Genomic DNA, 21,265 nt, shown 5'->3' with positions numbered 1-21,265 from the left:
AAAAATGAGCAAAGAAACAGCTGAAAGCGTACTTTCCCCTAACCAGTTGCCGCCACGCCACTACTACCGCGTGGCCGGGGTAGGGCTGGTGACGGTTTGCGTGCTAATCGTGGTGACCACGGCGCTGCTGGGCTACTCGCGTTTTGCGGTTTTGGAAGCAGCTACTCTAACCGGCGCCCTTACCATAATTCGCCTGCTGCGCCCCGAGGGCACTTGGATTCAGGCTCGCACTCGTTTTGAAGATTTAGTGGTGGGCACTGGCTTAACTGTTGGTTTAGTGCTGCTGTCCACCTACGCTAACCTGCCGCGCATCTACTAAAACCTGCTCTGCTTTGGCTGGGCTGGGTCGACGGCGTAGCTGGCTGGGCTGGGTTGGGGCGCCAGTTGGCTTAGTTGCCAGAACCGACGCCGCAGCTTTAGGCAGCCCTGCGGCTTTAGGTGTACTTTGGCTTAAGCACTGCGGCGGGCGTCGGCTTGTTTAACCGCCAAAGCCACTTCCTGGGGACGCAGCAGTGGAACCATATGTGAGCTGGTTGAAGCCTGCCACAGGTGGGCGTCAGGCAGCTTGCTCGCATACTCGCTGTGGGCTTTAAACCACTGTGACTCAGGGCTAGAGCTGGCCAATAAAATCTCTACCGGTACCTGCGGATAGGGTAGGGGGCTCTCGCGTAGCTTTGCTAGAGCCGGGTAGTAGCCCTCATTTTCCTGCCGCCGCGTCTGTAAAGAAGTGTCGCTGACGTCCTCAACACGTACCTTTTGCTGCAATCGCACCGGTAAATGCTTGTAGCCTGCGGCCATCAGGAAGGTGGGGAGCAGTTTAAGATTGCGGCTAAAAGTAATCGCCGAATCAAAAAATGCCTCCAGGCGTTTACCTAGCGGCCCGATCTGGGCCCCTACAAATTCACTTGAGGGATCAACCAGCACTAATGCTTTAACTAGCTGCGGCTGGCGCGCCGTCAGGGTGCGGGCCAAGATACCCCCATAGGAGTGGCCCACAATAATGGCCCCCTGGGGTGCGTAAGTTTGCACCACTTGCTCTAGGTCTGCCACCAGGGCCTCTAGGCTGCGTTCTGTTGCAGCTGGCGATAATCCCAGGCCTGAGCGGTCATAGCTGATCGTGCGGTAGCCGGCTTTTGCCAGTAAATGAGCCACATTTGCCCACAGTAGGCGCGAGAGTCCCAGGCCGGACTCAAACACCACCGGGGGTTTAGTGCTCGTCCCATGATCCACAGCTGGCCCGGTCGGCGCCCCCGCAGCCGCTGGCGCCGTCGTCGTCGCTGGCCTCTCAAGTGGCGCTGTAGCTGGCGCCGTCGTCGTAGCTAGCCCGGAAAATGGCAGATGCTCAACCACATGCAGCCGGCGCCCGTCACTTAAATCAATATAGCTGTGCTTTGAACGGGGCCAATTTACCTGCTTAGCGCTCATAGTTTCACCATAACCAGATTGAGCAGTTAAAACGATGCCAGACCGGAAATTTCGCTATATGCTGCGAATGCATATTTTAGAAAATAATGTAAGAAAATCTCACTATGCGGAGAATGTAGCGCTATAAGCCAAATATTGAGATTATGTTGCATACCTAGGCGCTGACGCTATTGGCGGCGCGCCGCGTTCGCCAGGCGCCTCGCCACGAGCGAAGGAAAAGGCATGATCTCGGTGCGTAAGCTAATAAAAGCTGGCGGCATCCTGTTTTGGGTGATTCTAGCGATAGTGACCGCTTTGGTGGTGGGCTCTATTAAGGTAGGTTCCTCCCCGCTGATCACCGTGCCGTTGGCGCGTGTATTTGTTACCTTTTCGGCGATTTTCGCCCAGTTCTTAAGTTTTGCAATTCCGCTGATCATCGTGGGTTTAGTAACTCCGGCTATTGCAGATTTAGGACGTGGAGCCGGTAAGTGGCTCTCTATTACTGCGGCCCTGGCCTATGGTTCCACCCTGTTTTCAGGTTTCCTTACCTACATGGTGTGCGCCGGCGTTTTTCCGCACATTATCACCAAGTCTTTGGCCTCTAGTGTGGGTAAGGCCGACGCCGGTAGCCTCAAGTCTTATTTTGAAGTGGAAATGCCCCCGGTCTTTGGGGTCATGACGGCGCTGCTGCTATCTTTCGTGATCGGCATTGGCCTGTCACTGGTGCCCAGGGGTGTACTGCGTAAAGCCAGCATTGAATTTAGAGCCATTATCAGCGCTTTGATCAACAAGATCATTATTCCGCTGCTGCCGTTACACGTGTTTGGTACCTTCTTGAACCTGGCTATCTCGGGTGCAGCTTGGCGCATTATGCGCACCCTGCTGAGCGTAGTAGTGGTGGTGCTGGTGTTGGAAGTGGTTATCCTGCTGACCCAGTTTGTGGTGGCCGGTCTGGTTGGTAAGCGCAACCCCTTAAAGGCGCTGTGGACCATGATGCCCGCCTACACCACCGCCCTGGGTACCTCCTCCTCGGCAGCAACCATCCCGGTGACCTTGCGCCAGACCCGCAAAAATGGGGTATCTGCGCCGGTAGCTGCTTTCACCGTGCCTCTGTGCGCCACTATTCACCTGGCCGGTTCAACCTCGAAAATTACGGCTTTCTCGCTAGCCATTATTGCCTCCCAGGGGATGCACGTTTCAACGATGCAGTATGCCGGCTTTATTTTCATGCTGGGTATTGTCATGGTGGCCGCCCCGGGTGTGCCCGGAGGTGCGATTATGGCCGCCACCGGGGTGCTCTCTTCAATGCTGGGCTTTAACGAGTCCGCTATTGCCCTTATGATTGCCACCTACATCGCTTTGGACCCCTTCGGCACCGCCACCAACGTAACTGGCGACGGCGCTATTGCCATTGTGATTGACCGCCTGGCTCACGGCCAGTTCAACGACTCTAAAGCTGACCCGGAAAACGCCCGTGAGCTGTCTTTTGACGGCATGGCCTACCTGGACAAGGTTTCGGTGGAAGGGGTAGTCACTGACGAAGACCGCGCTCTATCCCAGCAGCTGGGAGCCTAACGCTGTCTAGTGCGCAGTCTAAAGGCTGCCTAGTGCCCTAGCCACGGTATAGCTAGTGATGCTAGCTAGCTGCACTAGACACCTCATAAAAAATAGTTAGCGCTAACCGCAAGGTTAGCGCTAACTATTTGTGTAAATTGCTGGTGTTTGAGCTGCGTAGCTTGTTAGCTATGGCAGCTTGCTAGCCGTCGCAGCCGGCCGATGGCTATCTAGTGGTCCATAGCTGACCTAGCGGTCCATAAGCTGGCGCAGTGGGCCGGGAGTATTCATTAGCTTTTGGGGCTTGCCACTTTGGACAATCTGGCCATTTTCAAAGACCACCACCCGATCAGCCAATTCCAGGCCCTCCAGCGTGTGGGAGACTTCCAAAATGGTGGCTTCAGGTAGCGCCTGGCGTAAAGACTTACGCACACTAGCAGCCAGCTTCAAATCCATATGCGAAGTGAACTCATCCAAAATCAGCAGGCGCGGCTTAGCTACCAGGGCCCGGGCAAAAGCCAGGCGCTGGGCCTGACCGCCAGAAAGCGAACTGCCACGCTCGCCCACAAGCGTATCTAGCCCCTTAGGCATAGCCCGCACCTCAGCAGCCAGCTGGGCGTATTCCAGGGCCTGCCACAGCTGGGCGGTATCGGCCTGCGGGGCCGCCAAAGCCAGATTCTCGCGGATGGTGGCGCGCATAATGAACGGATGCTGGCTTACTAGTTGTACTTGGGAACGCAGTGAATCAACTTTAAGTGTGCGTACATCGTGTCCATCAAGTAGCACGCGTCCGCCTACCGGGTCATCGCAGCGCGCCGCCAGCATACTTAGCGTGGACTTGCCGCTACCGCTAGCACCCGCCAGTACTGTCCAAGAACCAGCGTTTAGATGCAGGGAAACCTGAGTTAAGGCCTGGTGTTTACGCTCACCGGGGTAGGCATAAGAAACCTTGTGCCAGGTGACCTCCAAACCAGACTTGGCGGCGTCGTCGCGACGGGCAGGCAAAGCTTTAGGCCCATCAAGCAAAGCCGGCCCATGGGCGGTTGCATAAACCCGCTCAGCACTAGCCCAAGCTACCGACACTGAAGAAGGCATATCCTCCAAGGTACGCGCGCTAGTGCGCTGAGCTACCAGGGCGGCAGTCACCGCCACCACCGTGGGGGCTTGAGCCAGGGGAGCGGCCTCAAAAACAGGGTCGCGCAGCCAAATAAACAGCACCCCAAACAGCATCAGGGCCATCAACAGCTGCCCAGCCGCCCAACGCAGGGCCGCCCAAGCCCGCACTGGAGCATCAGCGGCGGTGATCGAATCACCAATGCGTTCAAGCTGCTCTAGCCGCTGCAACTGGGCGCCATAAGAAAGCACCTCGTTATAGCCCTGCACCGAGTCGGTTACGTGGGCCTGGAGCTGACCGCGAATCTTGGCGCTCTTTTGAGCCCCAGCAAGAGAGAACTTAGCTCCCATCAAAGGCACCGCCACCAGGGTCAGCGCCAGCATTACCAGGACAAAGATAGAAACCGTAGCCGGAGACACAAAGGCGATCCACACCCAGGTCAGCAGCGGCACTACCAGCGAACTTACTAGCGGCGCCAAAGTGTGAGCAAAAAACACCTCAATGCGGTCAATATCTTTAGTTAGCCGCCCGGTCAGCTCAGCTGAGCGAGTGTGTAGAGACAGGCGCGGCGATTGGGGCAGCATAGACCTAAACAGCTCAATGCGCAGCAACTCTAGGGCTTTGAAAGCAACTAGGTGCCCCATAAACTGTTCGGCGTAGCGTAAAGCGGCCTTGACCAGGGCGATGATGAAGCATCCCAATAGGAACAGCCACACCAGGCCAGTATCCAGCCCAGTGCCGCCCCCGCTGAGTTTGCGTAGCGCCACCGCGAGTGCATAGGCCCCCAGGGAGTAGATGACTACCTGCAAGATCTGGTCCAGTAGGCGGGCGCTTACTGACAGGGCCAGGGGCTTTAGGGCCGGCCGCGTTACTTCTAGGAGCCAGTTATAAACCCGACGCCGTGACATCAGTCCTCCTCTCCGCTAGCGCTGTGGGCTGAGCTGGCATCCATAGCAGTTGGTTTTTTGGCAGAGTTTTTCTTGGTTTTAGTGGTTTTTTGCATCTGGGCTAGAGAGGCTAGCGCTGAAGTTAGGGGAGTGGTCATGGCGTCGCCACTAACCTTGGCAGCCAGAAGCTGGTCTGCTTGGGCCTTGGTGGGTTGGGCTGGGCCGGTGGGCTTAGCCTTGGGTTTGCGCGGCGTGAGCTCATGGAGTCTGCCTTTAGAAACCTTAAAAGTGCGGTCTGTGTGAATCAGGGCTGCCGGGCGGTGTGAAATGGTTACCACCGTGCGGTTGGCACCTAGGTTTTCTAGGGCTTTAATGATGGCAGCTTCACTGGCTAGGTCTACCTGACTGGTGGGTTCATCAAGTAGCAAGATAGGGCGGTTAGCTAGTACCGCGCGGGCAATAGCCAGGCGTTGAGCTTGGCCTCCTGATAGGCCCATGCCGCTGTCGCCTAGCATGGTTTCTAGCCCCTTAGGTAGGGCCCGAATTTCGGTGTCTAGCTGGGCGACTTCTAGGGCGTGCCACAGTTCTTCAGTGGTGGCTTCAGGCTTAGCTAGACGCAGGTTTTGGGCTACCGTGTCACCAAAGAGCCATGAACGCTGGCTAACTAGGGCGCTGGAGCGCTGTACACGCGACATATTGGCTGGGCGCAGGCGGATAGGGCCGAGGCGCCCATAGCCTTCGCGGGGCAGTAAGTGGCCTGCCAACAGGGCCATAAGCGTGGATTTGCCGGCTCCTGAGCGACCCACAATACCGATGTGTTCACCCAGTTCAACCCGCAGATTGACGTTTTTGAGTACGTCTTTATCGCCCCAGCCAACGCTCACGTCACGCAAGAAGATAGCGGCGGTGTCTACTTCTTCTTGCTGATAGCTGGAAGCCTTGGCGGGCACCGGCGCGGGGGCAGAGCTGGCGGGGGTGGGGGTAGCCAAAATATTGCAGATAGCTTTTTGGCTGGCGCGTCCACTCATACCCACATAGAAGAAGGCCCCTACGTGGTTGAGTGGGTCTAGCAGCACTAGCGCTACTAGGGCCAGGGCCAGGGCATCACCGGCATCTAGGCGTCCGGAATCTAAACCAGCGGCGGCAATGGCTATGGAGGCCATCAAAATGAATACGCTGGTAAATAGGTCGGTGGCTAGGATTACCAGCTGGTTGCCGGCCAGTAGGCGCATTAGGGCGCGGCGGTTAGCTTCACCGCGTTGGGCTAGACGCTGGGCGTAGCGTTCACCGGCGCGGGCGAGTACTAAAGTGCTCAGGCCCTGCACTGCATCTAAATATTGGGCCGCTAGAGCTGAGCGCTGCCGGCGTGAGCCAGCCGCGCTGCCACGGGTGAGGCGGCTGACGGCGAGGCTAGCGCCAATAGCGACGGCGACGCCGCCAGCTAGTTCTAGGGCGCTAAGGGGGTCAATGAAGATAGCCGCCAGCACTAGCACCACTAGGGGAGTGATCAGGGCACTGATTGCTTGAGGCAGGAAGGTGAACTCATATTTAGATACGCGCTCGCTTCCATCAACCAAGGTAGACACTAGTGCGCCAGTGGAGGTGGTTTTAGCGCTGTCGGCACCAGCTCCGGTGCGCGGCAAGTGACCAATAGCGAAAATGTGGTCTAAGGTGCGCACGCGTAGGCGTGATTCTTCATCAAGCGCATTTTGGCGGCCAATATAGTCAGCTGCCGCATAGCTTAGGGCGCAGATGCTGGCAAAAATAACTGCCGTGGCCAGCCAAGGCCACGCCGCCGCAAACGGAGAGACTTGATGGGCTAGTACAGTGGAGTTGAAAGGTGCCCCCACCCCCTTACCAAAACCAATCAAACTTAGGGCGCCGCTGGCCCCTGCCACGACGCTAAACACACAAATCTGACGGTAAGCCCGCTGCCCTAGAGGTGAGCGGGTAGGTATGGTTTGGCCTCTCACGGCTAACAGCTTAGCTTGCCATTAGCGCCTTAGGGGGCATAGAACACAGTTAGCTAACCGGCGTGCGCACTAAAGGCTCTGATTTGGGCAAAATCGCTGGGTCCTAAATTTTGTATGCTCAAGGGCATACACTTATACACAGTGGCTGTGCAAGGAAGCAGTCCTTAATTGTCTTACCTTAAGGAGACTTAACTTATGGCAAACGCCCCCGTAAATGTCACCGTCACCGGTGCCGCTGGCAACATTGGCTACGCACTACTGTTCCGTATCGCTTCTGGCGCCCTACTGGGCCCCGACCAGCCGGTAAACCTACGCCTGCTGGAGATCCCCCAGGCTGTTAAGGCTGCTGAGGGTACCGCTATGGAGCTGTTCGACTCCGCCTTCCCGACCCTGGGTAGCGTGGACATTTTCGATGACCCCAAGCAGGCTTTCGACGGCGCCAACATTGCCTTCCTGGTTGGTTCTATGCCGCGTCGTGCGGGCATGGAGCGCTCTGACCTGCTGCAGGCCAACGGCGGTATCTTCGGTCCTCAGGGTGCAGCCATTAACGCTGTAGCCGCTGACGACATCAAGGTCCTGGTTGTGGGTAACCCTGCCAACACCAACGCCCTGATTGCTGCTAACCACGCCCCGGACGTGCCCAGCTCTCGCTTCACCGCTATGACCCGTCTGGACCACAACCGCGCCCTGGCTCAGCTAGCCGCCAAGACCGGCGTTCACGTAACCGACCTAGACAAGGTCACCATCTGGGGTAACCACTCCTCCACCCAGTACCCTGACCTGACTCACGCCACCGTTAAGGGCCAGCCGATCACCGAGCTTTTGGCTGACCGTGCCTGGGTTGAGGGCGACTTCATCCCCACCGTGGCCAAGCGTGGCGCCGCCATCATCGAAGCCCGTGGGGCTTCCTCCGCCGCCTCTGCTGCCTCTGCCGCTATCGACCACGTGCGCGACTGGGTCAAGGGCGTTAAGGGCTACTCCTGGACCTCCGCCGCCATCATGAGCGACGGCTCCTACGGCGTGCCCGAGGGCATCATCTCCTCCTTCCCGGCAACTAGCGTTGACGGCGAATGGAAGATTGTTGAAGGCCTAGAGATCGACGACTTCTCCCGCGCCGAGATTGACGCTTCTGTCAAGGAACTGCTGCACGAGAAGGACACCGTTAAGGGTCTAGGTCTGATCTGATCTAACTAGCTACCACAGCTAGCTACCAAAGCTGGCCGCCACGTAAGTGACGGCCAGCTTTGTTATTTTGGGCTATCTCGCAACCAGAGCAGAGACAAAAAACATACGCACAAAAGTGCACAAAAAATAACAAATCGATAGCGATTTTTGCGCAAAACCCAATTTTTCCAACATCACAGGAAAATCTGTTGCACAATTGCAACTACAGAACGAAAATTTGTTGCCCAAGTAACTTGACTGACCGCCGTGACGCGCGTTCAGCCCAGCATGTAAGCAACAACTTCTAGGACAACGCTGTTCAGGAGCGATCATGAGCGTAAGCACATACATGTCACGGCGTCAGGTACTAATCGGTGCCAGCGCCACCGCACTCGCGGCCACCCTGGCCGCCTGCGGCTCAAGCGACAAGAAGGAAGGCAAGTCCGGCGAGGCGGTAGGCCAAGGCGATGCCAGCCAGGTCGACGTCGTCACCTGGTGGCAGGCCGGAAGCGAAAAGGACGGCCTAGAAGCCCTAGTCAAGGTCTTCAACGCGCAGTTCCCCAAGACCAAATTCGCTAACAAGGCCATCGCTGGTGGCGGCGGCTCCCAGGCCAAGCAGAAGCTAGCTGCAGACCTGTCCGCTGGCAACCCGCCAGACACCTACCAGGCCCACGCCGGCGCTGAACTCAAGGACGACATTGACGCCGGCTACCTGCAAGACGTCTCCAAGCTCTACGACGAGTTCAAGCTCAAGGATGCCTTCCCCAAGACCCTAATGGAGCGCCTAACCGTAGATGGTGCCATCTACTCAGTGCCCTCCAACATCCACCGCAACAACGTAGTGTGGGCCTCGGTATCAGTGCTTAAGGCTGCCGGCCTAGACCCGGCCAAGCCTGCCCAAACTATTGACGCCTGGATCAGCGACATGGAAAAGATCAAGGCCGCCGGCTACACCCCCATCACCATGGGTATGGCCTGGACCCAGATGGGCCTGTTCGAATCTGTGCTAATTGCAGACCTAGGCGCAGAAAAGTACTCGGGCCTGTTCGACGGCACGACCGACTGGGCTGGTGCTGAAGTAACCAAGGCTGTTGAGCACTACGCCAAGATCGTCTCCTTCACCGACAAGTCCCTATACACCGAAGACTGGGAGCCGGCCATCAAGCCCATTATGGAAGGCAAGGCCGCCTACAACGTCATGGGTGACTGGGCGGTAGCTGGTTTCAACGCCGCCAAGAAGACCGCCGGCACCGACTACGTCTACTTCCCAGTACCGGGCACCAAGGGCATCTTCGACTTCCTAGCCGACTCCTTCACTCTGCCCGAAAAGGCCAAGCACCCCGGCGGCGCCAAGAACTGGCTCAGCTGCATCTCCTCCAAGGAAGGCCAGGTTGCTTTCAACACCGTCAAGGGCTCTATCCCTGCCCGCACGGACCTGACGGATGAGGAAAAGAAGAAGTTCTCTGAGTACCAGCGCTCGGCCATGGAAGACTTCTCCAAAGACACCATCGTCTCTTCCATTGCCCACGGCGCAGCCCTACCGGCAAAGGCCTCCAACGCCATGGGTGACGCCCTAAGCAAGTTCGCCCAGGGCGCCTCAGATGCCAAGGCTTTGCAAAAAGCCCTGGCTGAAGCCTACAAGGCAGCTCAGTAAAGTTTCCGGCTGGCGCCCTTAAAAAGCTGACCAAAAGTCAGCAAGTGCTCTCTGGTTCCTTTCTTGGTGGTTAGGGTGCCAGCCGGCATAAACGCGGTGGGCGACGTCGTCAAAAGCCACGACGGCGTCGCCCGCCTTAACATCAGCAAGTGTCAAGGAGGACAACGCATGTCTAGAGCCCGCGCGGCGCGACGGCGTAAAAACAAGATCAAGCAATGGGGCCCCGGCCTGCTGCTAATCTCTCCGTCCCTAATCTTGGTGGCAATCTTCGTTTACGGCATGATTGGCGCCAACTTCAAAACTTCCCTATACAACACCCACCGGGCCGCCCAGGTCTCAGGGCGGCGCCCCTCAAAGTATGTGGGCTTTGAAAACTTCTCCAAACTCTTTGAAGACCCAAACTTCCAGCACTCCTTCATAAACCTGATCCTGTTCACCGTGGCCTTCCTAGTGGGCACGCTGCTACTAGGCTTCCTGTGGGCCTGGCTGCTAGACAAACCCATCAAGGGGGAGGGGATCTTCCGCTCGGTATTCCTATTCCCCATGGCGGTGTCCTTTGTGGCCTCCGGTGTGGTGTGGCGCTGGCTGCTCAACTCCAAAACCGGCAGCGAAGCCTCAGGTCTAAACCGACTATTTGAGATGTGCGGGCTGACCTTCCTAGAAAACAGCTGGGCCTCAAATGTCCACTTTGGCATCTTGGCAATTGCAATCCCAGCCATCTGGCAGCTGGCAGGCTATGTGATGGCCCTGTTCCTGGCCGGCTTTAGGGGCATCTCTGATGACCTACGTGAAGCCGCCCGCGTCGATGGGGCCAATGAATGGCAGCTGTACAAGAACATCATTTTCCCGCAGCTAACCCCCATTGCCCTAAGCGCCGTGATCATCATTGGGCACATGTCGCTTAAGAGCTTCGACCTAATCATGTCGATCACCGACCAGCGCACCTACTCCACTAAAGTGCCCGCAATCGACATGTACAACTTCATGACCGACAACGACTACTCCAACGCCGCTGCCGTAGGCGTGATCTTGCTGGCGCTGGTAGCTATCGCGGTTATTCCCTACCTGATCCACGACACCAAGACAAGGAAATGAACATGAGCGAGCCTAAAGTTAAAACTGAGCGCGCTCATGACTCGCGGCGCTTTCAACTGGGAACTACCGTGCGCTATGTGCTGCTATTTATCTCCCTGGCGCTGGTGCTAATTCCGGTCTATGTGCTGATCGTGACCTCCTTTAAAGGTTCGGCTGAAGCTGACCCCTCCACCACCTGGTACCTGCCTGAGCACTGGGAAACTAAAAACTGGTCGCGGGCCTGGGAGGAACTAGGCGGCGGTCTGGTGCGCTCGCTGCAACTAGTGATTCCGGCGGCGCTGATCTCCGCCATGCTGGGAAGCGCTAACGGCTTTGTGCTTTCTAAGTGGCGCTTCCCGGGAGCCAATGTGGTGTTCACGCTGATCTTGTTTGGCATGTTCATTCCCTACCAGGCGGTGATGATTCCGCTGATGCGTCTGGTGATTAACGCTGACCTGGGCTTTGGGATCCCCACCTTGATCTTGATGCACGTGGTTTACGGTATTCCGATCACTACCTTGATTTTCCGTAACTACTACGAGACGCTGCCTAATGAGCTTATTGAGGCGGCCCGCGTAGATGGGGCCGGGATGCTGCGCACCTACTTCTCAGTGGTGCTACCTATTTCTGTGCCCTCTTTTGTGGTGGTGCTGATCTGGCAGTTCACTAGCGCCTGGAATGACTTCCTGTTTGCCTTGTTCTTTGGTGGCGGGGCGCAAAACGGCCCGGTGACGCTGGCTTTGAGCAACTTGGCGCACGGCTCGATTCTGGCTGACTATGGCGCGTCAATGTCGGGGGCGCTAATTGCCTCAGTGCCTACGCTGCTGGTTTATATCGTCCTGGGTAAGTACTTTGTGGGCGGTTTGATGTCTGGTTCCGTTAAGGGCTGAGTTACATTCTCGACGGCGTCGCTGTTTTTGGCGACGTCGTCGAGCTGGCTTCTTATAATCGTCCCTATGGCCCGACGCAGCTCTAAACGCCCCTATAACCAGCCTCATGTACCGCTAAATATGGACCGGCTGGCTTCCCTACCGCGCTCACAGCGTGGGCCTGGGGGAGCGGAGTTTACGGTGCGTAATGTGCGCGGGGCTGATAAGAGCTATACCTGTCCGGGCTGTAACCAGACGATTGCGCCGCGTACGCCCCATGTGGTGGCGTGGTCTAATGAGTCGCTATTTGGCGCTGAGCGTGGTTTGGAAGAGCGCCGTCACTGGCATACTTCCTGTTGGAATCGCAAATTGTGGTAGCGATTGTGTCAGCTGGGCGTGGTTGACCAGCAGTTTTGGTGCGTGTTCACGCAGAGCATAACAGCCCCAAGGGCGGGGTTGTTCTTGCAGGTAGTGGCGGGTTTGTTGGATTAACTGCCAAGTTCGTGGCGTTTACCTATGCTTGACTGAATTAAATAACTTTGATCCATGGTAGTAAATCCAAGTCAATGTTTGCTTTAATTAATTCATAAATCCCTGAAATGGCGGGGAAGGCTGCTATAAATTAATATCGTTAGAGATGTTCAAAGAGGAATGTCTATAGGATTAACTTATTAATTAACTATCTTCCATAAGAAGTAGTTATTTATTTTTTGCAAATCTTCTTCAAATGTGCTCTCACCTGCGGGTTTTGTGAAAACTTGGGACTGGAAAAAATCTCTAGCAATGGTGCACACTTTGCATATGGGCAAGACAGTGGGTTTAAACATAAAGATTGACCCGGGTTCTAGCCTCCCGGTGTTCATACAAATAGTAGATGCGGTTAGTAAAAGCGTGGAAAAGGGGGCTATTACCCCCGGCACGCGCCTGCCGGCTACGCGCACTTTAGCTGCCACGCTAGGGGTAGCCACAAACACTGTGGCTAAGGCCTACCGTGAGTTAGAGCGCCACGGAGTGGTGCAGGGGCGAGGCCGCTTGGGCACTTATGTGCTTGATCGCGACCAAGCAGCTACTCACCGCGCTGCGGGAGCCTACTCACGCTCTATGAAATCTCTAGGGCACTCACTAGAAGAAGCACAAGACTACCTGGCCTACGCCTGGAGCTAGGGCAGGGTTAAAACCAAGGTGCGGGTAAAACGTTGATCCCGCGTGGCTCGCACCTTGATGCGTGATGCTTAAAGCACTACGGCAGTGATTTAAGTGTTACGCATATAAGAAAGGGGCGGATGGTTGCCAACAGGCCATCCGCCCCTTGTTTTATATTTGGGCTACTTGTCAGCGCTAGCGGCGCTAGCAGCCGACTCGCTAGAGTCAGCAGACTCAGCCAAGTCAGCAGAGTCGCTGCTGTAGCTAGAGTCGGCGCTTAGCTGCGGCTGGGTAACTGAAGCAGGCATACCGGTCACAAAGGCGGCGGCGCTACCAAGCACCCCGCGCATCTCCTCCAGGTAAGAGCTGATCGAGTCACGCTGTGCGCGCAGCTCCTCCACCTCACGCTTAGCGGCGGCAGTGAGCGCATCAGCCTGGATCTGTGCATCCAAAATCAGCTGCTCAGCTTCCCCACGGGCACCAGCAATAACCTCTTCAGCGGCGCGGTTAGCGTCCACCTGGCGCTTGCGGGCCTCCTCATCAGAAGCAGCACGCATCTTTTCGGCGCGCTCCATAGCCTCACGCAGACGCTCTTCGGCGTCAGCAGCCTGCTCTTCAGCCTTAGCCACCATAGCTTCAGTAGACTTACGGGCAGCTTCAGCGGCCTCGGCAGCTTCCTTAGCAGTACTTTCCTTAAGTGCGGCCACCTCAAGGGCGCTGTTTTGGCGCAGCTCGGCGGCCTCAGCGCGAGCCGCCTCAGCCTCATCCTTAGCGGCGCGGCGCGTGGTCTCAGCTTCCTTACGAGCCTGGGTCAGCAGTTCCTCGGCCTGAGTGTTGGCCTTGTCGGTAACCAGGCGGGCTTCCTTACGGGCGTTATCGAGCAGCTCGCGGGCCTGACGCTCAGCGCTGGTGGTGGCCTCTTCAGCAGCGCGGGCAGCCTCATCGCGAGTGGCAGCGGCCTCCTGCTCGGCGCTAACGGTGATTTCGGTAGCTTCCTTGCGGGCGCTAGAAATAGCCAATTCCGCTTCACGCTGACTGGTGTTGGTCAGGTTGGTGGCCTCCGTGTTGGCGGCGGTGCGCACCTTATCTGCCTCACGCTTGGCAGCAGCAACCAGCTCCTTGGCTCGATCCGTGGCATTAGCCAGGGTGGTGCTGGCTTCGTTTTCTGCCTTAGAGCGTACTTCTTCAGCTTCCCGGCGAGCATCTGCCAGGGTAGTGGCAGCCTCGGTGGAAGCACGCTCAGACATTTGCGCCACATTCGTGCGAGTGCGGGTTAGCAGGCTATCTGCCTCGCGGTTGGCCTTTGCCAAGATAGAGGCAGACTGTTCTTCAGCATTGCGTAGCAACTGCTCAATACGTGAGCCCAAGCCAGCGTAAGTGGGCTTGTCACTCTCGCGTAGACGACGCTGTGCTTCCGCTAGCTGTCCGGCTAAAGTCATGGCGCGGTGGTCAAGGCTGGCCACCTCGTTACGCGCTTCCACTAGTTGGCGACTCAGGCTCTCCAAACGCTGGTCCACCTGCAGCCGATCGTAGCCGCGCATGGTGATAGCGAATTCACTGTGGTCCTCAGCCACGTTTAACTCCTCGGTTGTTAAAGCTCGGGGCGAATAGTGCCCACCGTCCAAGCCTAGCGGGTCGCAACGGGTTTTGCGGCAAATGAGACACTGATGCCCAGCTCCCCCCTAAGCAAACAAATCAGCCTGTCTCTTAGCATCAGCTCACGCAAATGTGTAGGCTAGACGGCAAGAATATCTACGCTACGGCTTTAATATCTAGATCCCGCAGAGCGCGGCGCGAACGAGCTCACCCGAGGAGAACCTAAGTGAACAGAATTCTTTCCCTAGTAAAACCCCGAGTGCTAAGCATCGTGCTTATCGTCTTGGGCTTGTTGGCGGTGATCTTGGCGGTTGCCTCAGCCACCATCTGGCGTCCTTCGCAGACAGCAGTGGCCACGCTTAAACCGGCAGCCACCACGGCGTACGTCGTTACTGGCGACGGCGTCCTAAACATGGTTGACTCCACTGTCACCATTACTGCCAAAGCTAAAGACGCTAACTCTACGGTTACCTTGGCGCTGGCTCGCTCTGAAGATGCTCAGGCCTGGCTGGCTAACGACCCCTACACGGAAGTTACCGGTCTAAGCTCCTGGGAGTCCCTATCGGGGCGCACAATTACCGAGCGTTGTAACGTAAAGGCCACCGCCACCCCCACTGCTAAGGCAACTGGTACTGCTGCAGCTACTGCTAAAGCCACCGCTACGGCGTCGGCTAAGGCCACGGCTACCTCAACCGCCAAGGCCACCGCTACCCCCACCCCTGACGCTAAGGGCTGCATTAAGGCGGTTGCTTCCAAGGCCTCGCTAAACGGCTCGGATATGTGGGTAACCTCCAAGACCGGTAAGGGCTCAGTGTCCTTCACTTATGACCCCAGCTCCTCTAACTACGTAGTGTTGGCTGCCACTGACGGTAAGCAACCTGCTCCCACTTTTAGCCTGTCGTGGAAGCGTAGCGTAAGCACCCCCTGGTTAATTCCCGGCCTGATCGTAGGTGGTCTGCTGGTAGCCGGCGGCGTGTTCATCTTTATGCTCGATATTCAGATGCGCCACCAGGAGCTGGCTAATGCCCAGCGTCGTCGTCGTCGCCAAGAAGAAGCAGCCGCGCGCCTGAACAGGGACCCCAACCGTCCCTTGACCCGTCTGGAGCTGCGCGAAAAGGCCCAGGCTGAGGCAGCCGGTAAGGTCTGGATTGACCCGCGTCGTGACGTGCCCAGCGAAAGCGCTGCCGACGTCGACGCCGACCGCACCATCCCGGCCGCACCTAACCCGATTACTGATTCACGCGGCATCTGGGCCGTTCAGGCTGCTGGGGGCGTAGACCGTGTGGCTGCTGCCCAAGACCAGGTGGCCCCCCAGGAAGGCGACGCCGTACCGCATCTGCCGGGCACTGCGTTTAGTGCCACGCCGTTTACTCCGTTTAATGGTGCCCCGGTCGGCAGTGCCACGCCGTTTAGTGGCACCCCGGCCGGTAGCGGCGCCCCGGTTATGGGCGCTAACCCCGCTGTAGCCCCCACCCCGGCGGCGGACCCCACCCCGGCGGCTGGGCAAAGCACCTTCAGTGCCCCTAGCGCCCCGCAGGCGCCAGTTTCTGGCCCTAGCGCGGCCAGTGCCGAGCAGGCCCCGGTTGGTCCCCGCGTGAGCGGTGCCCCGCAAGCCAGCCCGTTTGCTCCGCCCAACAGCGCTGCCTTTGCCCCCAAAGCCCCCACGGCGCCCATTGAAGAATCTGCCCTAAGCGCCGCCAGCGCTGCACATGCGGCAGTTAACCCCTTCGCAGTGCACCCGGGCACTAACCCGTTTGGGCCTAGGTACTCCAGTATCTTTGATGAGCCAGCTTCGGCCCCCAGCCCCACCCCGGCTGTCGGTAATGCTGCCTTGGCAATGGAACGCTCAGGTGCTTCAACGGACATATTTGAGCCCATTAATGAGCCAGTGATCTCTGCCCCGAGCGCTGCCAGCAGCTCCAGCGCAAACAGTGCGCCTACCCCGGCCCACGGCCAAGCTCAGGTAGACACCGCTCCCGCGCAAGACAGCGCCCCTAGCGCTGGCAGCACGGTTAGCGCCTCTAGCGCAGACGCTGCAGGTGCGCCCGGCGTCGACGCAGCAAGTGCATCCGGCGTCGACGCGGCAAGCGCGCCCACCCCGGAACAGGCAGATGAGCCCCAGCGCGAAGACGTGGCCAAGGAGGAAAACTAAGATGAATTTGACTCGACGCGGCGCCCTAGGGGCCCTGGTAACCACGGCTGCCGGTTTGGGCCTAAGCGCCTGTGGCCAGGAGCTACCCAAGCCGCATCCGCCTAAAGCTGACGCCACTGCTAAGCCAGTGCTGGACTCTACGCGTCTAGAAACCATTTTGAAGCGCATCCAAACTGGACTTACCGCCGCCGATAAAGACCGTGACCCAGCCAAGCTAACCGGCTACCTAAACGGCCCGGCGCTGCGCCTGCGCACAGCCAACTACAAGCTGGTTAAGGCTGGCGGTGGCTCGGTGGCCACGCTAAACACCAATGCGCGCATGTCTGCGGTGGGCGCTACCTCCACCTTCCCGCGCACGGCTATCAGTGTCTCTGCTATCAGCGGCAAAAATAACTCGCCGCTACTGCTGGTGTTAGACCAACAAGATGCCCGCAGTAACTATGAGATGTGGGCTTGGGTGCGTCTATTTGCCGGCGCTAAGATCCCGGCGACTGCCGGCCCGGCTGTGGGCTCAGCCCAGATCGAGGCAGACTCCAACCAGTTCCTGTTCTCACCCGATAAGGCCATGGCCGCCTACGTGGAGGCCCTAAACAAGCCCGATTCGGCTAACGGTAAGGCTTTCCCCGATGATGGCCTACGCAAGCTTGTAGCCTCTGAGCGGGCTGTAGCCAGCCAGGTAAAGGATGCCGGTAGCATCACGGTTAGCGTTAGCGCTGGTAACGACGGTTTCCGTGGCCTAGTAACCAGCGACAATGGGGCTATTGCGGTAGGTTCACTGAGCTTTACCACCACCTACCAGCGCACCTCTGCCAAGAGCACCATTACGGTCTCTGAGCAGTTGGCCGCCTATATGGGTGGAAATAAAGAAGTCACCAGTAAAGTGATGGCTACCTACGAGGCTATGGTGGCCTTCTACCTGCCTCCCAAGGGTGCTAAAGCTAAGGTGCCCACCGCCCTGGGAACCGGCGTGGTACTCACTTCAGTGACCCGTGACGACTCCAACCCGCCTAAGTAAGGAAGTAATCCATGTCGATGTTTGGTGCTGTTGACCTATCCACCCTAGCGCCCTCTAAGGGTGCAGCTAGCGGGGCTGGCAGTGAGGCTGGGGCTGCCCCTGGCGTCGCTGACAGCGGGGTAATCGACTCGCCATTAGTGATTGACGTTGACGTCACCAATTTTAAGGACGCTGTAAAGCGCTCCATGCAGGTGCCGGTAGTAATTTCACTATGGTCACCGCGTAGCCAGGTTTCTGTTGAGGTTAACACCGCGCTAGAGGCACTGGCCACCCGCTATCAGGGCCGCTTCCAGCTGGCCCGAGTGGATGTCGACGCTAACGCCAAAATTGCTGAGCTGTTCGCTGCCCAAAGCGTGCCCAGCGTGGTAGCTGTCTTGGGTGGTCAGCCGGTGCCCCTATTCCAGGGGCAGGCCAGCGCTCAGCATCTAGAGCAGATCTTTGAGCAGGTTATGCAGATGGCTCAGGCTAACGGCATAACCGGCCGAGTACGTCTAGATGCGGCTCCGGCGGCGCAAAGCGAACCGGTTGAAACCGAGGAGCAGCGTTTAGGGCGCGAAGCCATTGAGGCCGGCGACTATGCCAAGGCACAAAGCATCTACGAGCACGCTCTGGTTAACGACCCGGCTAATGATGATCTACGTCTAGCCCTAGAGCAAGTTAAGCTGCTCCAGCGCGTAGAAGGGGCTGATCTAGACGCCGCTCTAGCCGCCTCAAACCAGCCTGAGGCTACCTGGCGCCAGCTACTAGCTGGGGCCGACGCCGCCCTGGCTATGGGCGATATTGAGGGCACCTTGGCACGTGGCCTAGAGGCTGTGCGTCGCAGCTCTGGCGATGAGCGTGACCAGGCCCGTGTGCGCCTGCTAGAGCTGTTTGAACTAATTGGCACTACCGACCCGCGCGTGTCTAAAACTCGTCGCGCGCTAGCGTCGCTGCTGTACTAAGCCAGCTAGTCCAACGCTGGGGGGTCTGCTTTGTGCAGGCCCCCCAGTTGTTTGTTATCCACTAGCTTTGTAAACATGCTGAGGCACTATAAAAACCACTGCCAGCTAAACGTGGGGGGCCAGTTCCTAGGAACTGGCCCCCCACGTTATATATCAGCGTGCAGAGCTAATCAGCTTGCGAATCAGGCGATCGGCTCACCCTTGATCTTCCACACCTCGCGAGCGTAGTCGCTGATGGTGCGGTCAGAGGAGAAGCGGCCGGAGCGGGTGATGTTTACCCACACCTTACGGTTCCAACCCAGCGGGTCGGCGTCGTGGTCGTGAGCCATACGGTCCTTGGCCTCGCGGTAAGCAGCGAAGTCACCCAGCACGTAGTAGACGTCAGCCGGCTCGTAGGAGGGCTCTAGCAGGCTGCGGTGCAGGTCGTAGAACCAGCCCGAACCGTTGTCGTCCAGGGTGCCATCCACCAGGGCGTCCAGCACGCGACGCAGGCCAGGAACGTTGTCCATGTGCCAGCGCGGGTCGTAGTCGCGCTTGAGGGCGGGTAGCTCGTCCTCGGTGGCACCGAAGATGTAGGCGTTCTCGTCACCGACGGCGTCGAGGATCTCCACGTTGGCGCCGTCGAGAGTACCCATGGTTAGCGCACCGTTCATCATGAACTTCATGTTGGAGGTGCCCGAAGCTTCCTTACCGGCCATGGAGATCTGCTCAGAGACGTCCGCAGCAGGAATGATGTGCTCGGCGGGGGAGACGTTGTAGTTGTGAACGAAGACCACCTTGATGGTTTCGTTTACGTCGCTGTCGTTGTTAACCAGCTCAGCAATGGTGTTGATGAGCTTGATGATGGCCTTGGCGCGGATGTAACCGGGAGCAGCCTTAGCGCCGAAGATGAACACGCGCTTGGGCACCTGCAGGCTCGGGTCCTGCTTCATGCGGAAGTACAGGTCCAGGATGTAGAAGGCGTTGAGCAGCTGACGCTTGTACTCGTGTAGACGCTTAATCTGCACGTCGTAGATGGCCTCAGGGTCAATCTTGATGCCTTCACGCTCAGCGATCCAGTTGGCGAAGTCGGCCTTGTTGGCGGCCTTGATTTCGCCCAGGCGACGGTAGATGTCGTCGTTGCCGGCGCTGGTGTACTCGCTTAGTACGCTTAGGTCCTTGACCCACTCGTCAGAGCCGGTTACCTCGTCCAGCAGGGCGGCTAGGCGGGGGTTGCACTGCTTGAGCCAGCGACGCGGGGTGACACCGTTGGTCTTATTGTTGAAGCGCTCGGGCCAGATGGCGTACCACTGGGCCAGGGTGTCGCGCTTGAGGATCTCGGTGTGCAGGGCGGCCACACCGTTGATCGAGTAGGAGGCGTAGCAGGCGATCCAAGCCATGTGGGCGCGGCCGCCGGAAACCGGGGCCATGTAGTCGATGGTGCCCTGGTCAAGGCCGCGCTCGGCCATCTCTAGGCGGAAGCGACGGTCGATCTCACGCACGATCTCGGCGATACGCGGGAAGATACGGTCGAAAATGCCCATCTCCCAGGTCTCTAGGGCCTCAGCCAGCACGGTGTGGTTGGTGTAGGCGAAGGTCTTGGTGACTACCTCCCAGGCCTCTTCCCAGCCCATGTTGTAGTCGTCTAGCAGCAGACGCATCAGCTCGGGGATAGCCAGCACCGGGTGGGTGTCATTGAGCTGGATGGCGTTGAAGTCGCTTAGACCGCGTAGGTCACTGCCGTGCTTCTCAATGTAGTTGGCTACGATGTCCTGCAGTGAAGCAGAGCAGAAGAAGTACTGCTGACGTACGCGCAGCACCTTACCTTCGTAGGTAGTGTCGTTGGGGTAGAGCACACGGGAGATGTCCATGACGTGCTCACGCTCAACAATGGCGTCAGTGAAGCGCTGGGAGTTGAAGGCGTCGTAGTCGAACTCTTCTAGCGGTTCGGCCTTCCACAGGCGCAGGGTGTTAACGTTCTTGGTGCCATAGCCGGTGATGGGCATGTCGTAAGGAATGGCGCGCACGGTCATGTCGGCGTAGGACACTAGGCGCTGTTCCTCTTGGCGACGCACGATGAAGGGGTAGCCCTCTTCCATCCAGGAGTCGGGGTGCTCGGTCTGGAAACCGTTTTCAAACAGCTGCTTGAACAGGCCGTAACGGTACAAAATACCGTAGCCATATACGGGCAGGTCTAGGGTGGCGCAGGAGTCTAGGAAACAGGCGGCTAGACGGCCTAGACCACCGTTACCCAGAGCGGCGTCGGGCTCTTCTTCCAGGACCTCAGATAGGTTCTGGCCGAAGGCGTTGAGGGAGGCGCGAGCCTGCTCAACTAGACCCAGGTTGGAAAGGTTGTTTAGTAGGGCGCGACCCATTAGGAACTCGGCGGAGAAGTAGTGCTCCATGCGGCCGGCCTTGTAAGTGCGGTCGGTAGATGCCCAGTCGTCAGCGATGTGGTCGACGACGGCGGCCGACAGGCCCGCCCAAACTTCCTGCGGGGTGGATGCCTTAGCGGGGCGCCCAGAAACGGCGCGTACCTGAGAAACGACTGCGTTGGACCAAGTGTCGGTCATAGCCTCAGCTTTCGACTAAGCAGTCTTGCTTGCCAAAGGGCATCTAAAGCAAACAAGCTGCAGCGGGTATTACTTCTGTTTTACGGGACTTATTGGGCGCTGTCGAGATGTTTCAGTGTGATGCTGTCTTTCTAGTGCCATGGACCCCAAACAAAACGTGCTACAAACCTAGC

General features: G+C 58.0%; 15 protein-coding genes. 10 read left to right on the top strand and 5 right to left on the bottom strand.

What is annotated here, in order from left to right; genetic code table 11:
• The first annotated feature begins 4 nt into the window (after positions 1 to 4).
• Positions 5 to 319, top strand: a complete 315-nt coding sequence (locus HMPREF0045_RS03745; RefSeq protein ID WP_005985671.1) for a hypothetical protein — start codon at positions 5 to 7, stop codon at positions 317 to 319.
• Positions 320 to 450: 131 nt separating this feature from the next.
• Here HMPREF0045_RS03745 and HMPREF0045_RS09530 read toward each other — a convergent pair whose 3' ends face one another.
• Positions 451 to 1,425 (bottom strand): alpha/beta hydrolase, encoded by a 975-nt coding sequence (locus HMPREF0045_RS09530; RefSeq protein WP_005985669.1) that lies wholly within the window; start codon positions 1,423 to 1,425, stop codon positions 451 to 453.
• 231 nt (positions 1,426 to 1,656) lie between these two features.
• On the opposite strand from HMPREF0045_RS09530, the gene HMPREF0045_RS03735 reads away from it, so the two are divergent.
• Entirely contained in the window at positions 1,657 to 2,979 is a 1,323-nt protein-coding gene (locus HMPREF0045_RS03735; RefSeq protein WP_040315980.1) for a dicarboxylate/amino acid:cation symporter, read from the top strand.
• 228 nt (positions 2,980 to 3,207) lie between these two features.
• Here HMPREF0045_RS03735 and HMPREF0045_RS03730 read toward each other — a convergent pair whose 3' ends face one another.
• Together HMPREF0045_RS03730 and HMPREF0045_RS03725 are read right to left on the bottom strand one after the other, a co-directional pair.
• Positions 3,208 to 4,980 (bottom strand): amino acid ABC transporter ATP-binding/permease protein, encoded by a 1,773-nt coding sequence (locus HMPREF0045_RS03730; RefSeq protein ID WP_005985665.1) that lies wholly within the window; start codon positions 4,978 to 4,980, stop codon positions 3,208 to 3,210.
• Positions 4,980 to 6,932 (bottom strand): ABC transporter ATP-binding protein/permease, encoded by a 1,953-nt coding sequence (locus HMPREF0045_RS03725; RefSeq protein WP_005985663.1) that lies wholly within the window; start codon positions 6,930 to 6,932, stop codon positions 4,980 to 4,982. The genes HMPREF0045_RS03730 and HMPREF0045_RS03725 overlap by 1 nt, the downstream gene beginning before the upstream one ends.
• A 195-nt stretch (positions 6,933 to 7,127) precedes the next feature.
• On the opposite strand from HMPREF0045_RS03725, the gene HMPREF0045_RS03720 reads away from it, so the two are divergent.
• The 5 genes from HMPREF0045_RS03720 (at position 7,128) to HMPREF0045_RS03700 (ending at position 12,857) form a co-directional block, all read left to right on the top strand.
• On the top strand, positions 7,128 to 8,117 hold the full coding sequence (locus HMPREF0045_RS03720; RefSeq protein ID WP_005985661.1) for a malate dehydrogenase: 990 nt from the start codon (positions 7,128 to 7,130) through the stop codon (positions 8,115 to 8,117).
• Positions 8,118 to 8,427: 310 nt separating this feature from the next.
• Positions 8,428 to 9,750, top strand: coding sequence for an ABC transporter substrate-binding protein (locus HMPREF0045_RS03715; protein WP_005985659.1), 1,323 nt, complete (start codon positions 8,428 to 8,430; stop codon positions 9,748 to 9,750).
• A gap of 168 nt (positions 9,751 to 9,918) precedes the next feature.
• On the top strand, positions 9,919 to 10,845 hold the full coding sequence (locus HMPREF0045_RS03710) for a carbohydrate ABC transporter permease (protein WP_005985657.1): 927 nt from the start codon (positions 9,919 to 9,921) through the stop codon (positions 10,843 to 10,845).
• A 2-nt stretch (positions 10,846 to 10,847) separates the two neighbouring features.
• Positions 10,848 to 11,714 (top strand): carbohydrate ABC transporter permease, encoded by an 867-nt coding sequence (locus tag HMPREF0045_RS03705; protein ID WP_005985655.1) that lies wholly within the window; start codon positions 10,848 to 10,850, stop codon positions 11,712 to 11,714.
• Between the two features lie 780 nt (positions 11,715 to 12,494).
• Entirely contained in the window at positions 12,495 to 12,857 is a 363-nt protein-coding gene (locus HMPREF0045_RS03700; protein ID WP_034478570.1) for a GntR family transcriptional regulator, read from the top strand.
• Positions 12,858 to 13,018: 161 nt separating this feature from the next.
• Here HMPREF0045_RS03700 and HMPREF0045_RS03695 read toward each other — a convergent pair whose 3' ends face one another.
• Positions 13,019 to 14,410 (bottom strand): DivIVA domain-containing protein, encoded by a 1,392-nt coding sequence (locus HMPREF0045_RS03695; RefSeq protein ID WP_005985651.1) that lies wholly within the window; start codon positions 14,408 to 14,410, stop codon positions 13,019 to 13,021.
• Positions 14,411 to 14,658: 248 nt separating this feature from the next.
• Here HMPREF0045_RS03695 and HMPREF0045_RS09525 point away from each other — a divergent pair, with 248 nt between their 5' ends.
• The 3 genes from HMPREF0045_RS09525 to HMPREF0045_RS03680 are packed head-to-tail and all read left to right on the top strand — an operon-like array spanning position 14,659 to position 18,540.
• On the top strand, positions 14,659 to 16,584 hold the full coding sequence (locus HMPREF0045_RS09525) for a hypothetical protein (protein ID WP_005985649.1): 1,926 nt from the start codon (positions 14,659 to 14,661) through the stop codon (positions 16,582 to 16,584).
• A gap of 1 nt (position 16,585) precedes the next feature.
• A complete protein-coding gene (locus HMPREF0045_RS03685; protein WP_005985647.1) occupies positions 16,586 to 17,599 on the top strand; it encodes a hypothetical protein in 1,014 nt (337 codons plus the stop codon).
• Positions 17,600 to 17,610: 11 nt separating this feature from the next.
• A complete protein-coding gene (locus HMPREF0045_RS03680; protein WP_005985646.1) occupies positions 17,611 to 18,540 on the top strand; it encodes a tetratricopeptide repeat protein in 930 nt (309 codons plus the stop codon).
• 182 nt (positions 18,541 to 18,722) lie between these two features.
• Here HMPREF0045_RS03680 and HMPREF0045_RS03675 read toward each other — a convergent pair whose 3' ends face one another.
• Entirely contained in the window at positions 18,723 to 21,092 is a 2,370-nt protein-coding gene (locus HMPREF0045_RS03675) for a glycogen/starch/alpha-glucan phosphorylase (protein WP_005985644.1), read from the bottom strand.
• Between the last annotated feature and the right edge of the window lie 173 nt (positions 21,093 to 21,265).

It is taken from the genome of Actinomyces graevenitzii C83 (genome assembly GCF_000239695.1).
Taxonomy (GTDB): domain Bacteria; phylum Actinomycetota; class Actinomycetes; order Actinomycetales; family Actinomycetaceae; genus Actinomyces; species Actinomyces graevenitzii.
Note: the sequence above shows the minus strand (reverse complement) of the source record. Positions and strands in the feature narration are given on the sequence as shown.

Bases quoted from the DNA above. Each gene is read 5' to 3' on its own strand.
- HMPREF0045_RS03705 (WP_005985655.1), top strand. From the start codon at position 10,848: ATGAGCGAGCCTAAAGTTAAAACTGAGCGCGCTCATGACTCGCGGCGC.
- HMPREF0045_RS03720 (WP_005985661.1), top strand. From the start codon at position 7,128: ATGGCAAACGCCCCCGTAAATGTCACCGTCACCGGTGCCGCTGGCAAC.
- HMPREF0045_RS03675 (WP_005985644.1), bottom strand. From the start codon at position 21,092: ATGACCGACACTTGGTCCAACGCAGTCGTTTCTCAGGTACGCGCCGTT.
- HMPREF0045_RS09530 (WP_005985669.1), bottom strand. From the start codon at position 1,425: ATGAGCGCTAAGCAGGTAAATTGGCCCCGTTCAAAGCACAGCTATATT.
- HMPREF0045_RS03730 (WP_005985665.1), bottom strand. From the start codon at position 4,980: ATGTCACGGCGTCGGGTTTATAACTGGCTCCTAGAAGTAACGCGGCCG.
- HMPREF0045_RS03710 (WP_005985657.1), top strand. From the start codon at position 9,919: ATGTCTAGAGCCCGCGCGGCGCGACGGCGTAAAAACAAGATCAAGCAA.
- HMPREF0045_RS03685 (WP_005985647.1), top strand. From the start codon at position 16,586: ATGAATTTGACTCGACGCGGCGCCCTAGGGGCCCTGGTAACCACGGCT.
- HMPREF0045_RS03680 (WP_005985646.1), top strand. From the start codon at position 17,611: ATGTCGATGTTTGGTGCTGTTGACCTATCCACCCTAGCGCCCTCTAAG.
- HMPREF0045_RS03715 (WP_005985659.1), top strand. From the start codon at position 8,428: ATGAGCGTAAGCACATACATGTCACGGCGTCAGGTACTAATCGGTGCC.
- HMPREF0045_RS03700 (WP_034478570.1), top strand. From the start codon at position 12,495: ATGGGCAAGACAGTGGGTTTAAACATAAAGATTGACCCGGGTTCTAGC.
- HMPREF0045_RS03745 (WP_005985671.1), top strand. From the start codon at position 5: ATGAGCAAAGAAACAGCTGAAAGCGTACTTTCCCCTAACCAGTTGCCG.